General features: G+C 64.1%; 11 protein-coding genes. 3 read left to right on the top strand and 8 right to left on the bottom strand.

The annotated features are described in order from the left end of the window. Positions 1–230 (bottom strand): hypothetical protein (locus tag JNB89_RS30500; RefSeq protein ID WP_220364695.1); only part of this gene is annotated, 230 nt, incomplete at its 3' end. Positions 231–842: 612 nt separating this feature from the next. Between JNB89_RS30500 and rpoD the strand changes: the two genes are divergently transcribed. Beyond that, positions 843–2,837, top strand: a complete 1,995-nt coding sequence (rpoD, locus tag JNB89_RS30495; RefSeq protein WP_220364694.1) for an RNA polymerase sigma factor RpoD — start codon at positions 843–845, stop codon at positions 2,835–2,837. Positions 2,838–2,940: 103 nt separating this feature from the next. On the opposite strand, the gene JNB89_RS31210 is transcribed toward rpoD, so the two are convergent. Continuing rightward, entirely contained in the window at positions 2,941–3,078 is a 138-nt protein-coding gene (locus JNB89_RS31210; protein ID WP_223216904.1) for a hypothetical protein, read from the bottom strand. Positions 3,079–3,235: 157 nt separating this feature from the next. Here JNB89_RS31210 and JNB89_RS31205 point away from each other — a divergent pair, with 157 nt between their 5' ends. Next, entirely contained in the window at positions 3,236–3,439 is a 204-nt protein-coding gene (locus JNB89_RS31205) for a hypothetical protein (RefSeq protein ID WP_223216903.1), read from the top strand. A gap of 235 nt (positions 3,440–3,674) precedes the next feature. Here JNB89_RS31205 and JNB89_RS30485 read toward each other — a convergent pair whose 3' ends face one another. Genes JNB89_RS30485 through JNB89_RS30460 form a run of 6 tightly spaced genes read right to left on the bottom strand, consistent with a single transcriptional unit; the run spans position 3,675 to position 14,600 of the window. Next, positions 3,675–4,472, bottom strand: a complete 798-nt coding sequence (locus JNB89_RS30485; protein ID WP_223216902.1) for a YfaP family protein — start codon at positions 4,470–4,472, stop codon at positions 3,675–3,677. 34 nt (positions 4,473–4,506) lie between these two features. Then, positions 4,507–5,388 (bottom strand): YfaP family protein, encoded by an 882-nt coding sequence (locus tag JNB89_RS30480; protein ID WP_220364692.1) that lies wholly within the window; start codon positions 5,386–5,388, stop codon positions 4,507–4,509. Continuing rightward, complete coding sequence (locus JNB89_RS30475) at positions 5,385–7,184, bottom strand: DUF2300 domain-containing protein (RefSeq protein ID WP_220364691.1); 1,800 nt, start codon at positions 7,182–7,184, stop codon at positions 5,385–5,387. Before JNB89_RS30475 ends, JNB89_RS30480 begins: the two co-directional genes overlap by 4 nt. A gap of 13 nt (positions 7,185–7,197) precedes the next feature. Then, entirely contained in the window at positions 7,198–12,018 is a 4,821-nt protein-coding gene (locus JNB89_RS30470) for an alpha-2-macroglobulin family protein (protein ID WP_220364690.1), read from the bottom strand. Next, entirely contained in the window at positions 12,015–12,791 is a 777-nt protein-coding gene (locus JNB89_RS30465; protein ID WP_220364689.1) for a DUF1175 domain-containing protein, read from the bottom strand. Before JNB89_RS30465 ends, JNB89_RS30470 begins: the two co-directional genes overlap by 4 nt. Positions 12,792–12,818: 27 nt before the next feature. Beyond that, positions 12,819–14,600 carry a DUF2138 domain-containing protein gene (locus tag JNB89_RS30460; RefSeq protein WP_220364688.1) on the bottom strand — a complete coding sequence of 594 codons (1,782 nt, stop codon included), beginning with the start codon at positions 14,598–14,600 and terminating at the stop codon, positions 12,819–12,821. A gap of 660 nt (positions 14,601–15,260) precedes the next feature. Between JNB89_RS30460 and JNB89_RS30455 the strand changes: the two genes are divergently transcribed. Then, entirely contained in the window at positions 15,261–16,058 is a 798-nt protein-coding gene (locus tag JNB89_RS30455) for a 2OG-Fe(II) oxygenase (RefSeq protein ID WP_220364687.1), read from the top strand. The last annotated feature ends 148 nt before the right edge of the window (positions 16,059–16,206 follow it).

Genomic DNA, 16,206 nt, shown 5'->3' with positions numbered 1-16,206 from the left:
TGTAAGGCATGCCGCCAGCGTTCAATCTGAGCCAGGATCAAACTCTTCAGTTCAAACCTGTTACTGTTTTCGGTTGTTTTACCAACCGGTCGCTCACTCAACGTACTGACGAATGATCTTTCCATCTTCCGACGGAAAAACCTTCCTTTCATTACTGTGTGAGACTTGATACTTTCGCTTGCGCCAGATTCCGAAGAACCCGGCTCGCGTCGCGCATCAAGCGCCCACACTTATCGGCTGCTAGTTTTTAAAGATCGGTTCGCACACTCCGCAGCGCCTGCTACAACTACCCGGCACTGCTTCGTTCTGCGTTGCTGCATCAGCAGCAGAGAAGCGAGATTATGAAGACGGAGTGACAAGTCGTCAAGCCTCTTCTGCGAATTTTCTTTCGCAAGGCGCCAATCGATGCGAAAAAACCTCGCGCTACATATAGAGGGGGAGCGCGAAAGGGCCCGCCGAGGCAAACACAAGCACGCACTCCTGTGACAACGCGCGAGTTAGTCTATAGTTATGGCTCTGCGGTCCGTCACGAGAGCTCGTTGTTCCCGCAACTTTTTTTGCATGGCCTCGCCGCCCGCGCAGTCAGGCACAGCAAGCCGCCCGGCAACAATCTGCGACGAATTGCCGCGCACAACGCGCGCGAACGCGCAAGCTCGTATATAATGCGAGCCGCGCGAATTTCGCACATTCTATCGGCCCGCTCCAAGCGGGCTCATCTTTTTTGCTCCCCAGAGCACACAGCCATATAACCGCGTTGAGTCACTCAGGTGATGTTGAGCCATGCTCGAAACGCCTGACGGTCGCGTCTTGCGTCTCATAGCGAAGCCTCTAGAGGAGAATACGTGAACCCTTTTGATCGCGAAGATTCGCAACACGAAACCGCCGCCTACACGAAGGCTCCGTCGGGCCGCACGCCTAAGGGCAAGGGCGCGGGCAAAGCGATCCCCGTGGCGGCCGAGCTGCCGCCGCAGCAGGCTGAAGAGCGTCAGCGCCAGATGCGCGCGCTCATCCAGCTGGGCAAGGAGCAAGGCTACCTGACCCACGCGCAGATCAACGACCACCTGCCGGACAACTTCACGCAAACGGCGGCGATCGACAGCATTGTCAGCGCGTTCAACGACATGGGCGTGCAGGTCTACGAGCAGGCCCCGGACGCAGAAACGCTGCTGCTGAACTCGAACACGCCCGCTGTCGTTTCCGACGATCAGGCGGACGAAGAAACGGAAGTCGCACTCTCCACGGTGGACTCGGAGTTCGGCCGCACGACCGACCCGGTGCGCATGTACATGCGCGAAATGGGCGCGACCGAACTGCTCACGCGCGCAGGCGAAATCGCCATCGCAAAGCGTATTGAAGACGGTCTGCACGAAATGGTGCAGGCCATCGCCGGCTGCCCGCTCGCCATTTCGGCGATTCTCGCGAGCGCCCAGCAGGTTGCGGACGACGAGCTGCGCATCGACGAACTGGTGGACGGCCTGAACGAAGAGAACGTCGCCGCCGAAGAAGAAACCGTCAGCGCCGACTCCGCTGCAGACGACGATGCGGACGCGGATGAAGACGAAGACAGCGATAGCGACGACGATGTCGGCCCGGCCGACTCCTCGGCGGCGGACGAAGCACGTCTGAAGCAACTCACGAGCGACTGCCTCGAAATTTTCGCGCAGGTCGGCATTCTGTACGACCGCATGAACGCCTCGCATACCCGCGGCGACGTGACGTCGAAGGCATATCAGAAGGCGCGCGAAGAGATCCAGCAGCACCTCGCGAAAATCCGCTTCACCGCGCGCACCATCGACCGTCTGTGCGGCGACGTGCAACACCAGGTTGCGCAGGTTCGCGCAATCGAGCGCAACATTCTGCAAATCGTCGTCACGAAGAGCGGCATGCCGCGCGAGAAGTTCATCGAGTCCTTCTCGGGCCATGAAGCAGACCTCGGCTGGACCGAGCGCGCGGCGCGCGGCAACACGTCGTACGGCGCGGCGCTCGAGCGTCACCTGCCCGCCATTCAGTCGGAACAGCAAAAGCTGATCGACATTGAAGCCACCGTTTCGCTGCCGCTCAAGCATCTGAAAGAGATCAACCGCCAGATGGTCGCGGCGGAGTCGAAGATGCGCAAGGCGAAGAGCGAGATGATCGAGGCCAATTTGCGTCTCGTCATTTCCATCGCGAAGAAGTACGTCAATCGCGGCATGCTGTTCCTCGACCTGATCCAGGAAGGCAACATCGGCCTGATGAAAGCGGTGGACAAGTTCGAATATCGCCGCGGCTGGAAGTTTTCCACGTACGCCACGTGGTGGGTCCGTCAGGCGGTGACGCGTTCGCTCGCCGACCAGGCCCGCACGATCCGCGTGCCGGTGCACATGATCGAGACGATCAACAAGCTAAACCGCATCTCGCGCGAGATTCTGCAGCAGACCGGGCAGGAAGCGCATCCGTCGGTGCTGGCCGAGCGTATGGATCTGTCGGAAGAGAAAGTGCGCGGCATCCTGAAGATCGCGAAGCAACCGGTGTCGATGGAAACGCCCGTTGGCGACGACGGCGACGCCACGCTCGGCGACATGATCGAAGACTCGGCGGCTTCGTCGCCGGCAGATGCGGCAATGCAGGCCGACTTGCGCGCCGCCATCGACGACGCGCTGGACTCGCTGTCGCCGCGCGAGGCCAAGGTGCTGCGCATGCGCTACGGCATCAACACCAAGTCGGATCACACGCTTGAAGAAGTGGGCAAGCAGTTCGACGTGACTCGCGAGCGTATTCGCCAGATCGAAAGCAAGGCAATGCGCAAGCTGATGCATCCGAGCCGCGCCGATCGTCTGAAGTCGTTCCTCGACCGCTAAGCAGCCTTTGTGTCTTTGTATCATCGCGCTTGCCGTGCCCGTGCATGGCAAGCGCGCCCCGCCTGAAGTCCTTGAATCCCCGCAGTCCGCTACTTCCGCAGCTTCAGATCAGAAGCGAGATGATCCCGCCAAGGGTGATGCCCGCCGCAAGCCAACGTCCCGCTGTGTAAAAAGCATTGCGCGCTTCGTGCGGCTGATCGGGCCGTTCGAGCCCGAGCGTGCCATATGCAAACGACTTCACAGCCGACGAATCGGAAGCTGCGCCATTCCCCTCTGCTGCCATATCAGCCGCACTAGCACTAGCACCATCGACAGCCCCCTCGCTCCCAGTCACCTCCTGAGCCGCCGCCGCGGCGCCCTGGCTGGAGATGTGCACAGCGTCGTCCTGTGAAGGTGCGTTGGACGCAATCCCGCGCGACGCAGCACTAGCGTCGGCGCTCACCGATGAAGAGGCGTTGCTGCTTGCGCGAGAAACGGCTTGTGGTGTCGACGGCAACGCGCTGTCGATTTTCATTGCGACCTCCGATATCTTCAAGGCGTTCGGCGCAAAGCCGGTTACAGGTTCTATCGACCGGCATCTGCTGAAACTTGACGCCCTGTAAGGGACAGTAAGTGCAAGCGCGAACCACTTGCACGCAGGCGTGCAAAACGACACTCCCAACTACGCCGCCGTTGTCCACAGAAAACGTTGAAAAGCCTGTGGATATCCTGCGCAAGAATCGGCCAAGTACCTGAGCGCGCAAGCTTTTCGGACACTGCACGCAGACGCTCGCAAAGAAGCGCGCCGCCTGCCACGCAACCGCCGACACCTCGCGATAAGCGGCACCAACGCGCGGCTCAAGGCATCACGAACGTCTTCACGAGCGTCAGTTCGCCAGCTTTGCGCATCGGCACCCGGATCGTCTCGCTCTTTTCGTTGGGCGTGTTTTCGTTGGTGATGATCGTCACCTGAGCGACGGTCATGTCGCGCCGGTCGCCGCCGCTGCCGTAGTAATTCACGTAGACGAGATAGGTGCCCTTGAGCGGCGCCGCAGACGAATAGATCTCGGGACCGTAGCCGGTCGTCACGTCGACGTCGAGCGCGCCGCCGTTGGGCATGACGCGATCGCCATACCATGCATGCGCGCCGTCCGGCGACACCACGTGCAGGTCGAGGTCGGTGCCGTCCGTGTCCCACGCGAGCACGACGCGCAGCTTGGGCTCGGTCTTGCCGCTGTACGCGTCGTAGAACTGCACACGCTTGCGGCTGCCGTCCGGCGCACGCAGTTCGACACCGTTGCTGCCCGCAGGAAACGCATACGGCCGCGAGAACGTGCCGTCCTCTTCAATGCGCTGCGGCAACGGCGTGCCGTCGACCACCAGCGCGCCCACGGACTTGCCCTTCTGCTTCGGCGTGTTGCGGATTTGCCCTGCGATCAGCGCGAGTTTCGATTGCCCCTCGGGCGTCGCCACCGCGACGGCCGGATAATGCACGTCCTGCGTGTAGCGCTCGTTGTCGCCGCCGCTGTTGCGCCAGCCGTTCAGCGGCGCGCTCATGTCGATGTCGCCCGCCTGCGCGGCCGACGCGCCCTGCAAGCATGCAAGCACCAGCAAGCCACGGCCCGCGCTCATCCATCCCGTCGTTCTGCGCTTCATTGTTACTGCTCCTGTTACTGGCCCCGTCGCGCTGTCAAAGTCGCTCGCTCTTCACGAGCATCAGGTCGCCGATTTTGCGCAGCGGGACCACCATCGTTTCGCGCCGCTCATTCGGCGTGTTTTCATTGAAGACCAACGTCAACGTTGCGGTGATCACATCGCGGTCGTGCGCGGCGGCGTCGAAGTTGTAGCCGGTCGAATCGAAATTGCCCCAGTAGTTGAGGAAGAAGAGCCACGTGCCATGCTGCGGCGCTGCCGACGAAAAGATCCCCGGCCCCGCGCCGTCGACGGAATCCACGTCGAAGCCGCTGCCGTCTTCCAGAGTCGGATTGGCGAAGAAAGCATGCAGGCCGCCCGGCGTGATGACGTGCAGATCGACCTGAGCGTGCGGATCGTCCCACGTCACCATGGCGCGCAGCTTGGCCTGTGGTTTCGCGCGATCCGCTTCGTAAAACTGCATGCGCTGACGCTGCCTGCCATCGGCGGATATCAGTTCAACGCTGTTCGAGCCGGCGCCGAACGCCCACGGCCGCGCGAACGCGCCTTCGTCGTCGGTGTAAAGCGGCGTTGCATTGCCGTTGACGACCAGCGTCGGCGGCTTGCGCGCATGCCTGTCGATGCGCTTCAGACGCCCTTCTATCAGCGTGCGGTAGCGCTGCGCGCCGCGATCCACCGGCGGCCGCGGGTAAGCCGCAACGAATTGCTCCGCCTCGTTCGTCAATCCGCTATGACGCCAACCGCCGAATGCGGAGGTCAGGTCGGCGAGCGTGCCGTCCTTGTCGGCCGCGGATGCATCGGCGCAAATTCCCGACGCGCACAACGCAGCGCCGGCCACCAGCCACCCGGCAACGCGCGAGCGAAGCACACACGCCACCGCAGCCCGCCTAAACGAAAAGAGAAAGGTGACGTCGTTCATTGGATCGGATTGTCGGTACGAATCAGGACACGGGCGGTGCGTTCGACAAAGTCTTCGTCAAGCCCACGCGGATGGTGCTGAAAGGCGAGGTGTACGTATTCATGCGCGAGCGCAATGCGATCCTCCTCGGTCTGCAAGCGGTACACGTACACCCGGTTGCGCTGCGCATCCGCATACGGACGGCCTTCGCGGACCGCACACACAGCCGGCAAGTCAGGCGTCTCGTAACCGGCTGCGCCATTCATGCGCCGCGCCCACAACGGCGCGTTGCGCTGCAGCCATTCGCGCGCGCCCGCCACGGCCACACAGTCGCCGGAGAGCGGACTCTCGAACGAGGTCAGCGTCGCTTGCGGCCATGCGCGCGCGAGTATCGCGTCGAACGTGAGTCCGGCTTGCGCGGACGTCTTTGCAGCGAGCCAGCTCATTTGCCCCGGCGCGGCTTTGTCGTGGTGATACTGCACGGGCACACCGGTCAGCACGAGCGCATCGGTGAAATCGGCGGCACGGCGCGCCGCCTCGGTGGGCGCACGCGGCAGCACGCGCTGCGTACTGCTGCTGTCGCCGATACGGAAACAGCCGTGATCGTGGGCGCCATGCTGCACCGCGTAGGTACGAGCCGCCACCGCGAGCGCCTTTGCCGCTTCCGGCTGCGCCGTGTCGCCTTCGCGCTCCACCACGCGCGCCACGTAGTCGTTCATGCCGAAGCGTCCGACTATTTGCGGCGCGCCCGCGACGCTACCATCGAGCCGCAGTTCGCCGCGGCTCGTCACGCGCGCCCAGTTGCCGTTGACAAAGCCCACGCGGAATGCGCCGTTCAGCGGCCCGTCCGCAACCGTGGCAGAACCTTTGGCCCCGTTCGCATCAAGCACTTCGCGTATCGGATAGCGGCTGAAAAAATCGACGATCACGCATGCGCCGTCGTCGGGCACTTCCATTTGCGTGACGAGCGGCGCAATGCGCGGCGCAGCGAACGCAAGCACGCGCGCGCTGCCGCCGGAGCCGCCGAGCCACACGGGCGTGCCGTCCGCGAGCCAGCCAGCCGCGCCGCCCACCGATGCGCCCGGGCGCGCCGCATCGGGCATCGTCCAGGTCTTGGCGCGCAGCAAGCTGCCATAGAGCGACACCGTGCCTTCGCCGCGGCCGCTCGTCAGCACAGACACCAGCGTGCTCGATGCTGCTTCACGCGGCCGCGCCGGCATGGCCTGCAACGCGGCAAGCAGTTGCGCGACGGGCACGCGCTGCGTCGGCACCATCGAACGAAGATCGCGTAGCCAGGCCGGCGCATGCGCGGCGGTCCAGTACCTGCGCCAGTCGGCGGCGTCGAGTTGCAGACGCGCGGGCTCGAAATAGCGTCCGCACGATTGCACGAGCGCATGTTCACGGTCGACATGACCGCCGCTCATGCAGCAATACACTTCTTCGGGATCGCCACCGTTGCAGGCGTAGTCCGGCGTCGCAATGTTCCGGTCTACCAGGTAGCCGTACACGAAGAGCTTCCACACGCTGCCAAGCGGCGTCTCCAATGTGGCGGGCAAGGCCGCCGCGGCTCGCGGCGAAAAGCCGGCAGCGGCGCTGTCGGCGTCCGCCTGCCACAACTGACCCTGTCCGTCGCGCAGCCACGCAAAGCGCAACGTCGGTCTGGACGCAGCGCTGAGCGCTGCCGAACCCGCCGCATAGACGTTGCCCGCATCGACTCCAGCCAACCCGCACGCTGCGAACAGCGTGAGTGCCGCGCACGCCAGGCGCAGCATCGCTGCAACGCCGTTGCGCGCTGGCCGGAGGCAGATGCGGACCATGTTCGCCCCTCGCTTACTGAATGCGCAGCGTGGTCACGCGATCGCTCTTGCCGCCTTCAAACGCCTTGGCGTCCGGCTGATACATGCGGAAGTAGCGCGTGGGCGGCAGCGCGAAGGTGCCCGGCAAGGCAAAGCGCACCAGTTGCCGCAATACGACCGGCCGGTCGAGCAGCGGCACCGGCTGGTGATAGGAGAGCTCGCCCATTTCATACGACGCGGCGCGCGCGAACGGTTGCGGCCCGCTCTCGCCTTCCTTGTCACCGGGCAAGCCCTCCACCGACACGCCCCAGCTCGTCGCTTCGACACTGCCGCCCGGCGGCAACGGCACATCGAGCAAGCCGTAGTGGTAAGCGTTGCCCGAGCGCGGCGTGAGCGCGACTTCGTCGACGTACAGCGCATTGCTGTCTATCGCGTCGCCCGCCTTTACCAGACGCGCTGTGAACGCCGAGCGTCCCAACGTACTTTCAGCGGCGCCCTGCTTCTTCGGGTCGGCCTTCACTTCGAGCGGCTCGAGCTTGTAGAAGCGCCGCGCAACGGTGATGTTCAGGCGGCTTTCCTCGCTCGCGCGACTACGGAACGAAACGATCGCGTTGATGTCGGGGCGCGCCGCGCCCGCGTCGAGCGTGGCGGGCAGTCCCGCGCCGGTCCATTTCCACGATGGCGTGCCGGTAGGCGTCGCGGCGCGCGTCCAGCCCGCGCCCTGCAGCGATGGCAACGCCGCTGCCGACCCTGCCGCCGCGTCGCCGCCGAGCGTCTTGCGCAACCACAGCAGCGTCAGCGCGCGGTCGAGCGTCGGATAATCCGCACTGCTCTTCGCGAGCAACGCGGATGGATCCACGCCCGCGCCGTCGCCGGACATGGCAAGCAGGCTCTGCACGAGCGGCGCCGGATCGTTGGCGAGCGCGGCGCGCGCCGCGCCGGCGGCTGCATCGAAACCGTCCGGCACCTGAGCGCCGGTCGCGCGCGCCATGCTCGCGACGAGCAACGTCGCCATCTGCTTGCCGCGCGGCGAGTCGGCTTGTGCGAACACGATGCTGTCCGACGCGGCATACGTCGGATTGCCGGCATTGCGAGCCGGTGCATTGGCCGAGGCGACCGCGTCGCTGGCCAGGTCCGCGGCGACGCCCGATACGGGCGTGGCAACGGGCAAGCCCATCTGCTGCATGAACCACAGCGCGAGCGCGCGGTGCAGCAGCGGCTCTTTCGGGCCGGCGTCGCGATATACCTCCATCGCGCGCTGCCAGTTGGCGGCAGGCAAGCTGATGCCCAGGCTGTGACTCGCGAGCCAGTCGGCGTAATACGCGTAGGCGGTGATGAGCGCGCTGCCGCCCGTTGTATCGCCCCACCAGCCGAACGTCCCGCCGACACCCGCGAGCATTGCAAGCCGCTGCCGCTGATTGCGCAGCAGCGCTTCAATTCCCTGCGTCGAACTGCTGTTGTCGCCCCGGCCGATAGCGTCATGAGCAAGCGCGAGCGGAATCAAGCGGCTCGAGGTCTGCTCGGCGCAGCCATACGGATAGTCGATCAGGTCGTCGGCGACCCGCAGGAACTGGCTCGCTGCACTGCCGGCAAAACGCACGCTCACGTCCTGCGCGTCTTGCGGCAGATTGAGCGGCTTGCCTGAGCCGTCGAGCGCAATCGTGTTCTGGTGCAGATCGAGCCAGCCGCTCGCGTCGAGACGAATGGTGGTCTGCAAGCGGTCCACTTCCTTGTCGCCCTTGCGCAAGCTCGCGTTGATCACGCCCGCCTTCAACGCGCCGCTCGGCAGACGCAGATAGTTCGCGCCGCGCCTGAGCGTCACTTTCTGGTTCAACGACAAACCGCCGCCTTCCACCACCCACTGTGCGTCCATGTCCGCATCGGTCTGATTGAAGGCGATCATGTCGATGGCCGGCTGATCGTTCGCGCGGAAATGCGACGGCCCGCTCCACTTCAGATACAACGCCTTGTCCGAGCGCACGTAGGCGGTGCGCTGACCGACCATACCGTCCGGCGCAGCCGCTCGCACGGTGATGCGCCAGCGCGCGAGCGAGTCGGGCATTTTGAACGTCATGGTCGCGTGGCCGTTGGCGTCCGTTTTCAGATTGCCTTCCCACGCGGCGGTGTCCTGATCGTCGCGGCGCGGACGCTCCAGCACCTTCACGCCCCGCTCGTTGTAATTCGCGCGTTGCGGGCCGCCGGGCGCGCCCTTGAGCGGCGAACGCGCGAGATCGTAAGCGATGAACGACAGACTCGACGAGGTCCGCACGTTGTTACGGCGCGGATGATAAAAGAAGTCGACGATATTCGGCGCGATCTCCGGTTGCAGCACATAAACCATTTCGTCGACCACGCTCACCGTGAGATTCGCCACTTCCGGCTTGCCGTTCAGTGTGCTGTAGAGGCTCAGCGTGACCGTGTCGCCAGGGCCGTACACCGGCTTGTCGCTCTTTACGTTCAGTTCGATCTGCGGCTGCGCGACCACGATGCCCGCGTTCTGGAACGCGTATTCGCCGGCATGCACGTACAGCACCGAGAACGTCATGTTGGGTGCGAAGTCTTCGCCCACCTTGATGCGTGCCTTCCATTGCGACGGCGTCACGCGTTGCAGTTGCAGCCAGTCGCCCCCGGCGCTCAGCAGTGCGCGCCGCTCGACGTTGTCGCGTTCGAGCGTCAGCAATGCGTCGTCGACCGGCAACGGGAACGTGATCAGCGCCTCGGCCGTTTCGCCGATCCGGTACTTGTCGCGGTCGAATACGATCTCGACGCTACCCGGAACCGCCTTCAGGCCGTCACCCGAAACCCAGTGACTGACCGCCGCGAGCAGGTTGCCGGCGTCGTCCTTGACCGACAACATGTACGAGCCCGGCTCGCCGAACTGAACCGGAAACGAAAGCTTGCCGCCGGCACCCTTGCTTGCGCCCGGCACGCTCTTGAGCGACGCTTCGGCGTGTGTCTGCGACTCGAGGCGGGTCCATTCCCATTTGGCCGGCGCGCGCGCCGAGGGATCGAGCGCGGCGAGTGGCTGCAAATCGAAGTTGACCGTCTCCTTCGGTTGCGAGAACGACCTCGCGGTGCTCAGGCGATACGGCGTCGCGCCGCGCGCGATCAGCACTTCCCGCGTCACGCGCACTTTGTATGCAGCGCCGTCCTGTGCGAACAGCGTGAGCGCGTAACGGCTCGGCTCGGTCGCGGCAGGCAGCGTGAGGCTCGCGTTGCCGTCGCTATCGGTCTTCAGTTCCTGCTGCTCGAGCTTGACCGGAAAGAGTCCGGCATAACGCAATTCGCCGTCGACGATCGTCACCTTCTGCGCGCGCAGCGTGACCGAAATCTTGCTGTCGCGCACCGGCTTGCCGTCCGGATAACGCAACTGGATCGTGCCCTTGAGCGGCTCGCCGGTTGCGTAGTCGGCTTTGTCCATCGAGAGGTTCACGTCGAAATGCGGCTTGACGTATTCGGCGACGCGAAACGCGCTGCCATACGCATCGCCGCTATAGTCGAAGCGCAACGTGTAGCCACCGGCGGTCGCGTCGGCGGGCAGCGTGAACGACGTGTCCGCGCCGGTGTCGGAGGCGAAATGCGTTTTAGTGGTCGCGACCGGCGAGCCGTTCGGATCGAGCACTTCGAGTTTGATGTCGGCTTCGGCAGGCGCCGACGATTGCGTCGCGTTCTGGAACGTGCGGCCAATGAACTTCACATGCACGGCGTCGCCTGGGCGGTACATAGGCCGGTCCGTCACCGCATAGATCTTGGTGTTGTAGATCTCGCTGTCGTAATAGAAGTTTTCGGAGACGAACACCCCGCCTTGCGGATCGACGCCGAGCACGTAGCTGCGCTCCGGGCTCACGTGCTGCAGCACGAGCGCGCCGTCGTTGCCCGTGGCGCCGCTTTGCAGAACGCCCACGCCGTCGGTCCAGTTGATCTCGGTGTTGGCGACAGGCTTGCCGCTGTCGCGCCGTGTAGTCCATACCAGCATTCCGCTCGACGCCGCCTTCACGACCGCGACCGTGTCCGACACGAACAGCAGCGTATGAGCGCGATAGTTGCCGATCACGGCCTCCACGATATAGAGCCCCGGCGGCAGCTTGCCGACCGGAATCATCACGTTGCCCGCGCTCGCCTCGATGAAGTTGCTGCTGCTGCCCGCAAGGTTCACGCCCTTGGGCGGCTCGATCATCTTCGCGTCCCAGATCGGGTAGCGAAAGCGCGCGACCACGTCGTAGCCCTTGAGCGGCGCGAACTGCGAGTTCTGCTCGAATTGCGTCTGTTTGCCCGTTTGCTCGCCGAGCTTGAATTGCGGTGCCGCCTGGGTTGCCTTGCTGCGGGTCGCGAACGAGAGCACGCGCTGCCATGCGCGGCGCGCCTCGGTGTACCAGCGGTCCCACAAATAAGCGAGCGTGTTCGCGAGCCCTTCGCCCTGATAATTCGGCGCGACATTCGGCCGATGCAGGTTCTTCTGCGCCTTCAGGAACTCCAGAGGTTTCGCCACGCGATACACGACAATGTCCGCGCCGCCATACGGCTGCAACGCGTCCTTGAAGTCACGGCCGGGCGCCTCGAGCCGGACCTGAGCGAGCTGATCGCTGCCAAAGCTCGCGTCCGACAGCAGGAAGAACGGCTGGCCGTCCAGCTTTTGCGAGCTGTAGTTGCTGGGCGGCGCGGGGTTCAGTGTGGGATTCGCGGCGATATTCGCGTCAGCGGCCGCGGCGGCCGATGCCTCGTCGGCTGCAAGCGCGGCGCCGCTTGCGCTCGCGAGCGCAAGGGCGGCCAGCAGCGCCGTCACAGTGAATGCCGCGCGGAGGCGCGCCTTGCCCAACCAGTCGCGCGTCGCGACGACGGAAATCATTCGGGTCATGGTGTCAAAAAGTCCAAACGAAATACGCCGACGAAGTTCGGATTGCCGTCGAGCGGCTGCCAGCGGGAATCTTTCCATTGCATCAGGTCGGAAACGGCGACCGCGCGCAGACCTGCGTCGGTCGGCGTGACGGTGCCAGTGTGATAAGCGATGTAGCGCTCGAGCCAGATCATCAGATGCTGGTCGTCGCCCTGATCGAAGAACAACAGGTCGCCGGGCAACGCCTGGTTCACGTCCTTTGAAACGAAACGGCTGTTGCGTTGAATCAGCGCGATGGCGGACGCGTATGCGCCAGTGGAACCGTCCAGTTGCGTCCAGCGATTCGCAAGCGTGCGCTGTGCCGCCGAAAGTTGCAGTTCGGGCGGCAGACTGCTGGTGTCCGCGAGACCTGTCATGCCGTTCGCGCGCAGCCATTTGCTGTCATGCGGCCGCAAGGTCTCGCCGACGGCAAAGCGCACGAGCCCTGCGCAATCCCGCTGCGTCCAGCGCGGCGTCGGGCCGCGGCGCATCTGCTGGTCGACAATGCGAGCGAACCATGCACGAAATGCTGCGGATTGCTGCGCGTTGAGCGCATCGGGGTCCGGCGAGGTGCTGGCAATGCTCAGCGCGCGCGCACACGGCGCGGCGGCGACCAGCGTGACCAACGTAATCACGCGCGAAAGGCATGCGCGGCGCGAGACTGCGGCCTGGCCAGCGGCGAGCGACTGGCGGGCCGCGTGCGCATCATGGTCGACGGCCCGCGCGCGACGATACGCGTCGCGAGACGCGCGCATCGTGCCTGCGACACGAAAGAGGCGCACTTAATCGCCCTCGGTGCCGGGCTGATCGACAGGTGCGTCTGCGGCTGCATTCGCCGAGCCGGCATCGCCCTTCGCGCGCTCGAACCACCACTCCACCGGCACCCAGCCGGTCGAGCCAGGCAAGCTCTGCGGCAGCGTCAACGATAAGGGCGGATAGTGCGCGAGCGCGCGCAGCTTCGGCGTCAGGTGAGTGCGCGACGCATTGCGGAAGATCGCCTCCTGATCCGCCGGCAACGCGGCGCCTGCTTCGCGTTCGATCAACGCGGCAGCGGACGCCGGCACGAGCGTCAAGATCGTGCGGGGCAGACGCTCTGCCGCAAGCGTATCGGCAAGCGCCGGATAACGCTTGTCGAGCACGGCGAGCGTGTCGTCGACGAGACGCGCGTCCGGCGAGAAAATCACGTAGCCGTGCGCGAGCGCGAGCGTCACCGGGAAATACCGTTCCGCCGACAACTGCGACGCGAACGACGCCTTGCTGCTCAATGCCGTGCCCGAGCGCGCGCTGACGGGACGCTGCCACACAGTGACGCCTGCCCCCTGCTCGCGCATGGTGACAGGCAGGCGCCGATAGTCCGCGTCGTTGCCTTGCGCCTTCGCGGCCTTTGCTTCATAAGCGCCAATCACGTCGCCGAAGGTTTTGCCGAGCGCGGTCTTGAGAGACGCGATCGACGCAGCGTCCTGCGCCTTCACGCGCGCGACGAACACCGGCGCGACCAAGGTGGACTTTGCATACCAGCACACTGCCGCAGGGCCTGTCAGACCATCGCCAATTGCGGCGGCTGCATCGCCGCCATCCGCGACTTTGCCCAACAGCGCCGAAGCCTCTTTCCAGTCCGCCGGCAAGCTCGTACACGCCGCGGCGTTGGCCGGCAACGCGCGCCACAAATCCGCGCTGTTCCACCGCTGCGGCAGCTTGCCCGGCTGAATCAGAGCTGAGGTTCGCCAACTGGTGGCAGCATTGCCGTTCGGCGAAAAATCGAAACGCAATGCGTCGATGCCGGAAAAGAACGCCTGATAACCAAACGACAGATAATTGGCCGACACCACGAGACGGTGCCCCTTGGGCGTATCCGTCTGTGCATCCAGGCTATAGGCGCGCGCCGCGTCGTCACGACCCGACGACAGCATGTCTGACACCGCGTCCGCGCGTTCGCCGAGCAGGCCGCCTTTTTCGTCGAGCAGCACGCCCGGCGCCGACAACACGACGAGACGATCGTCTTTCGTTGCGAACAGCAGCGTGCGGCCCACGGCGAGTTTGAGCGCATAGACCGGCACGCCGCCAGACAGCTTCGCGACCTGGCTCAACTGCGTGTCGCTTGCGGCAACGTTGCCGATGCCTTGCAGCAGTTTGGCAAGACCGTTGCGGCGCACCGACAGGATCCAGTAACCAAGGCGCCCGTCCGGCGAGCGCCACAGCAGCACGTGCGCGGGCTCGTCGAACACGCGGCGCATCAGCTCGTCGCGCCAGTCGAGGTGATGTTCGAACGCGAGCCGCCGCAACGTGCCTTCTGCGGAAAGCCGGGTATTCGCCGCTTCGTAATAGTCGACGAAGTCCTGCGTCAGCACGTCGTGGAGCAGAGGCACGCGTAAGATGTCGCGCGGCAAGCGCGACAATGCCTCGCTGTCGATCACCGCGTCGGGATGGCGAATGTCGAGCACCACCTCACCCGTGGGGGTGGCCTTGCGATGTGCGAACGGACGCCAGATCGCCTGAATGACGACGGCAGCCAGGATCAGGAGCACGGCCACCAGAATTGCAATCTTTTTACGCGACATCTTCATCTGATTTTTTCTGTTCGATGCGACGATATTAACGTTGATGCCGGCCGGATTAAGCTGCGTGACCGATCGCTGAAGGCAGCGATGATACCGATATTTTTATCCACAAGCCAGTTCTGGAATTGGATTTAACCATTCGGGTCAGGCTTGCCGATGCGCGCGAATCTCACGCCTGATTAATGCGGCGCGACTCGCAGGTGATTGCTCACCGCCTCATGCGGTTTTAACCTGAAGCGACCAGGCGTCGGCGCTCGCTGCGACTCCCCAGCGTGAGCAGAACCTTTGTGCCCGTTCGCTTGCGGGTTGGCGAACTGCGAGCGCGCCGATTTAATGTTGGAAGCGTGGCAGATCATTATGCTGCAGAAAAAGCCGCGCCGCGGCATGTACCGGCATTAATACCGGATTGCTCCTACAAGCTACGAGAAAAATATCGGCCGCAATTACGCACACGCCCTACGCACATCTCTGTTTTCATTACACGCCGGTTTGATTTTCGGCTATTTATAGAGCGGATCGTGGCCCGTGTTGTCCCAGTTACCCGATCCTGGCCGCCGCTCATTTCACACCAGCCAATGCGAATTGCAGAGCAAGAGTCGGAGTGCGCACCGGGAAAGAGGCGCTTACACTCGAATCATCGTTTATAGATGTTTGATGGAGACACTCATGAATACGCTGGCGAAGCATCAGCGCGAGCACTCGCAGCAGCGGGTTCGCCAAACCGAAGCGACGCCGTCGCACGGGCGCGTTGCCGCGAGTTCGCTGGTGCGCCGCATAGAGGCGATTGACTGGTTCAACGTCGAACAGGAGTTGAACGGCTATGGCTGCGCGATGTTGCATGAGCTGCTCACCGCAAGCGAATGCGATGCCGTTAGCGCGCTCTATCCGCGTGAGGAGTTGTACCGCAGCCGCGTGGTGATGGCGCGGCACGGCTTCGGCCGCGGCGAGTACAAGTATTTCGCGTACTCGTTGCCGCCGTTGATCGCGCAGTTGCGCGGCGAACTGTATCCGCACCTCGTGCCGGTGGCGAATCGCTGGAACGAGGCGATGGGCATCGACATACGTTATCCCGCCGCACATGCGGAGTTCATAGCGCGCTGTCATGCTGCCGGCCAGACGCGCCCCACACCGCTGATACTCCAATACGCAACTGACGACTACAACTGCCTGCATCAGGACCTGTACGGCGAGCACGTTTTCCCACTGCAGGTTGCGATTCTGCTTTCGGAGCCCGGCGAGGATTTCACCGGCGGCGAATTCGTGATGACCGAGCAGCGTCCGCGGATGCAGTCTCGCACCGAGGTCGTGCCGCTGCGCAAGGGCGACGCGGTTGTGTTCGCGGTCCACCAACGGCCGGTGCAGGGCACGCGCGGGGCTTATCGCGTGAATCTGCGGCATGGGGTTAGCCGCTTGCGCTCAGGGCGGCGGCATACGTTGGGGGTTATTTTTCATGACGCGGGGTGAGGGGGCGAAGGCGAGAACGGCTTGTCCACAGCTTTTGTTGAAAGGCCTGTGGAAAACCACCGCACAACCGCGCCAAGTACTTGACGCGGTTGCCTTCCGGCCCACTGCACGCGAGGGCGACGAGTTGCCCGCTGCCCCCGCCCTTGCC

Source organism: Paraburkholderia phenoliruptrix, from assembly GCF_019511605.1.
Taxonomy (GTDB): Bacteria; Pseudomonadota; Gammaproteobacteria; order Burkholderiales; family Burkholderiaceae; genus Paraburkholderia; species Paraburkholderia phenoliruptrix_A.
The sequence above is the reverse complement of the archived record's forward strand: the minus strand, read 5'-3'. Positions and strand labels throughout refer to the sequence as shown.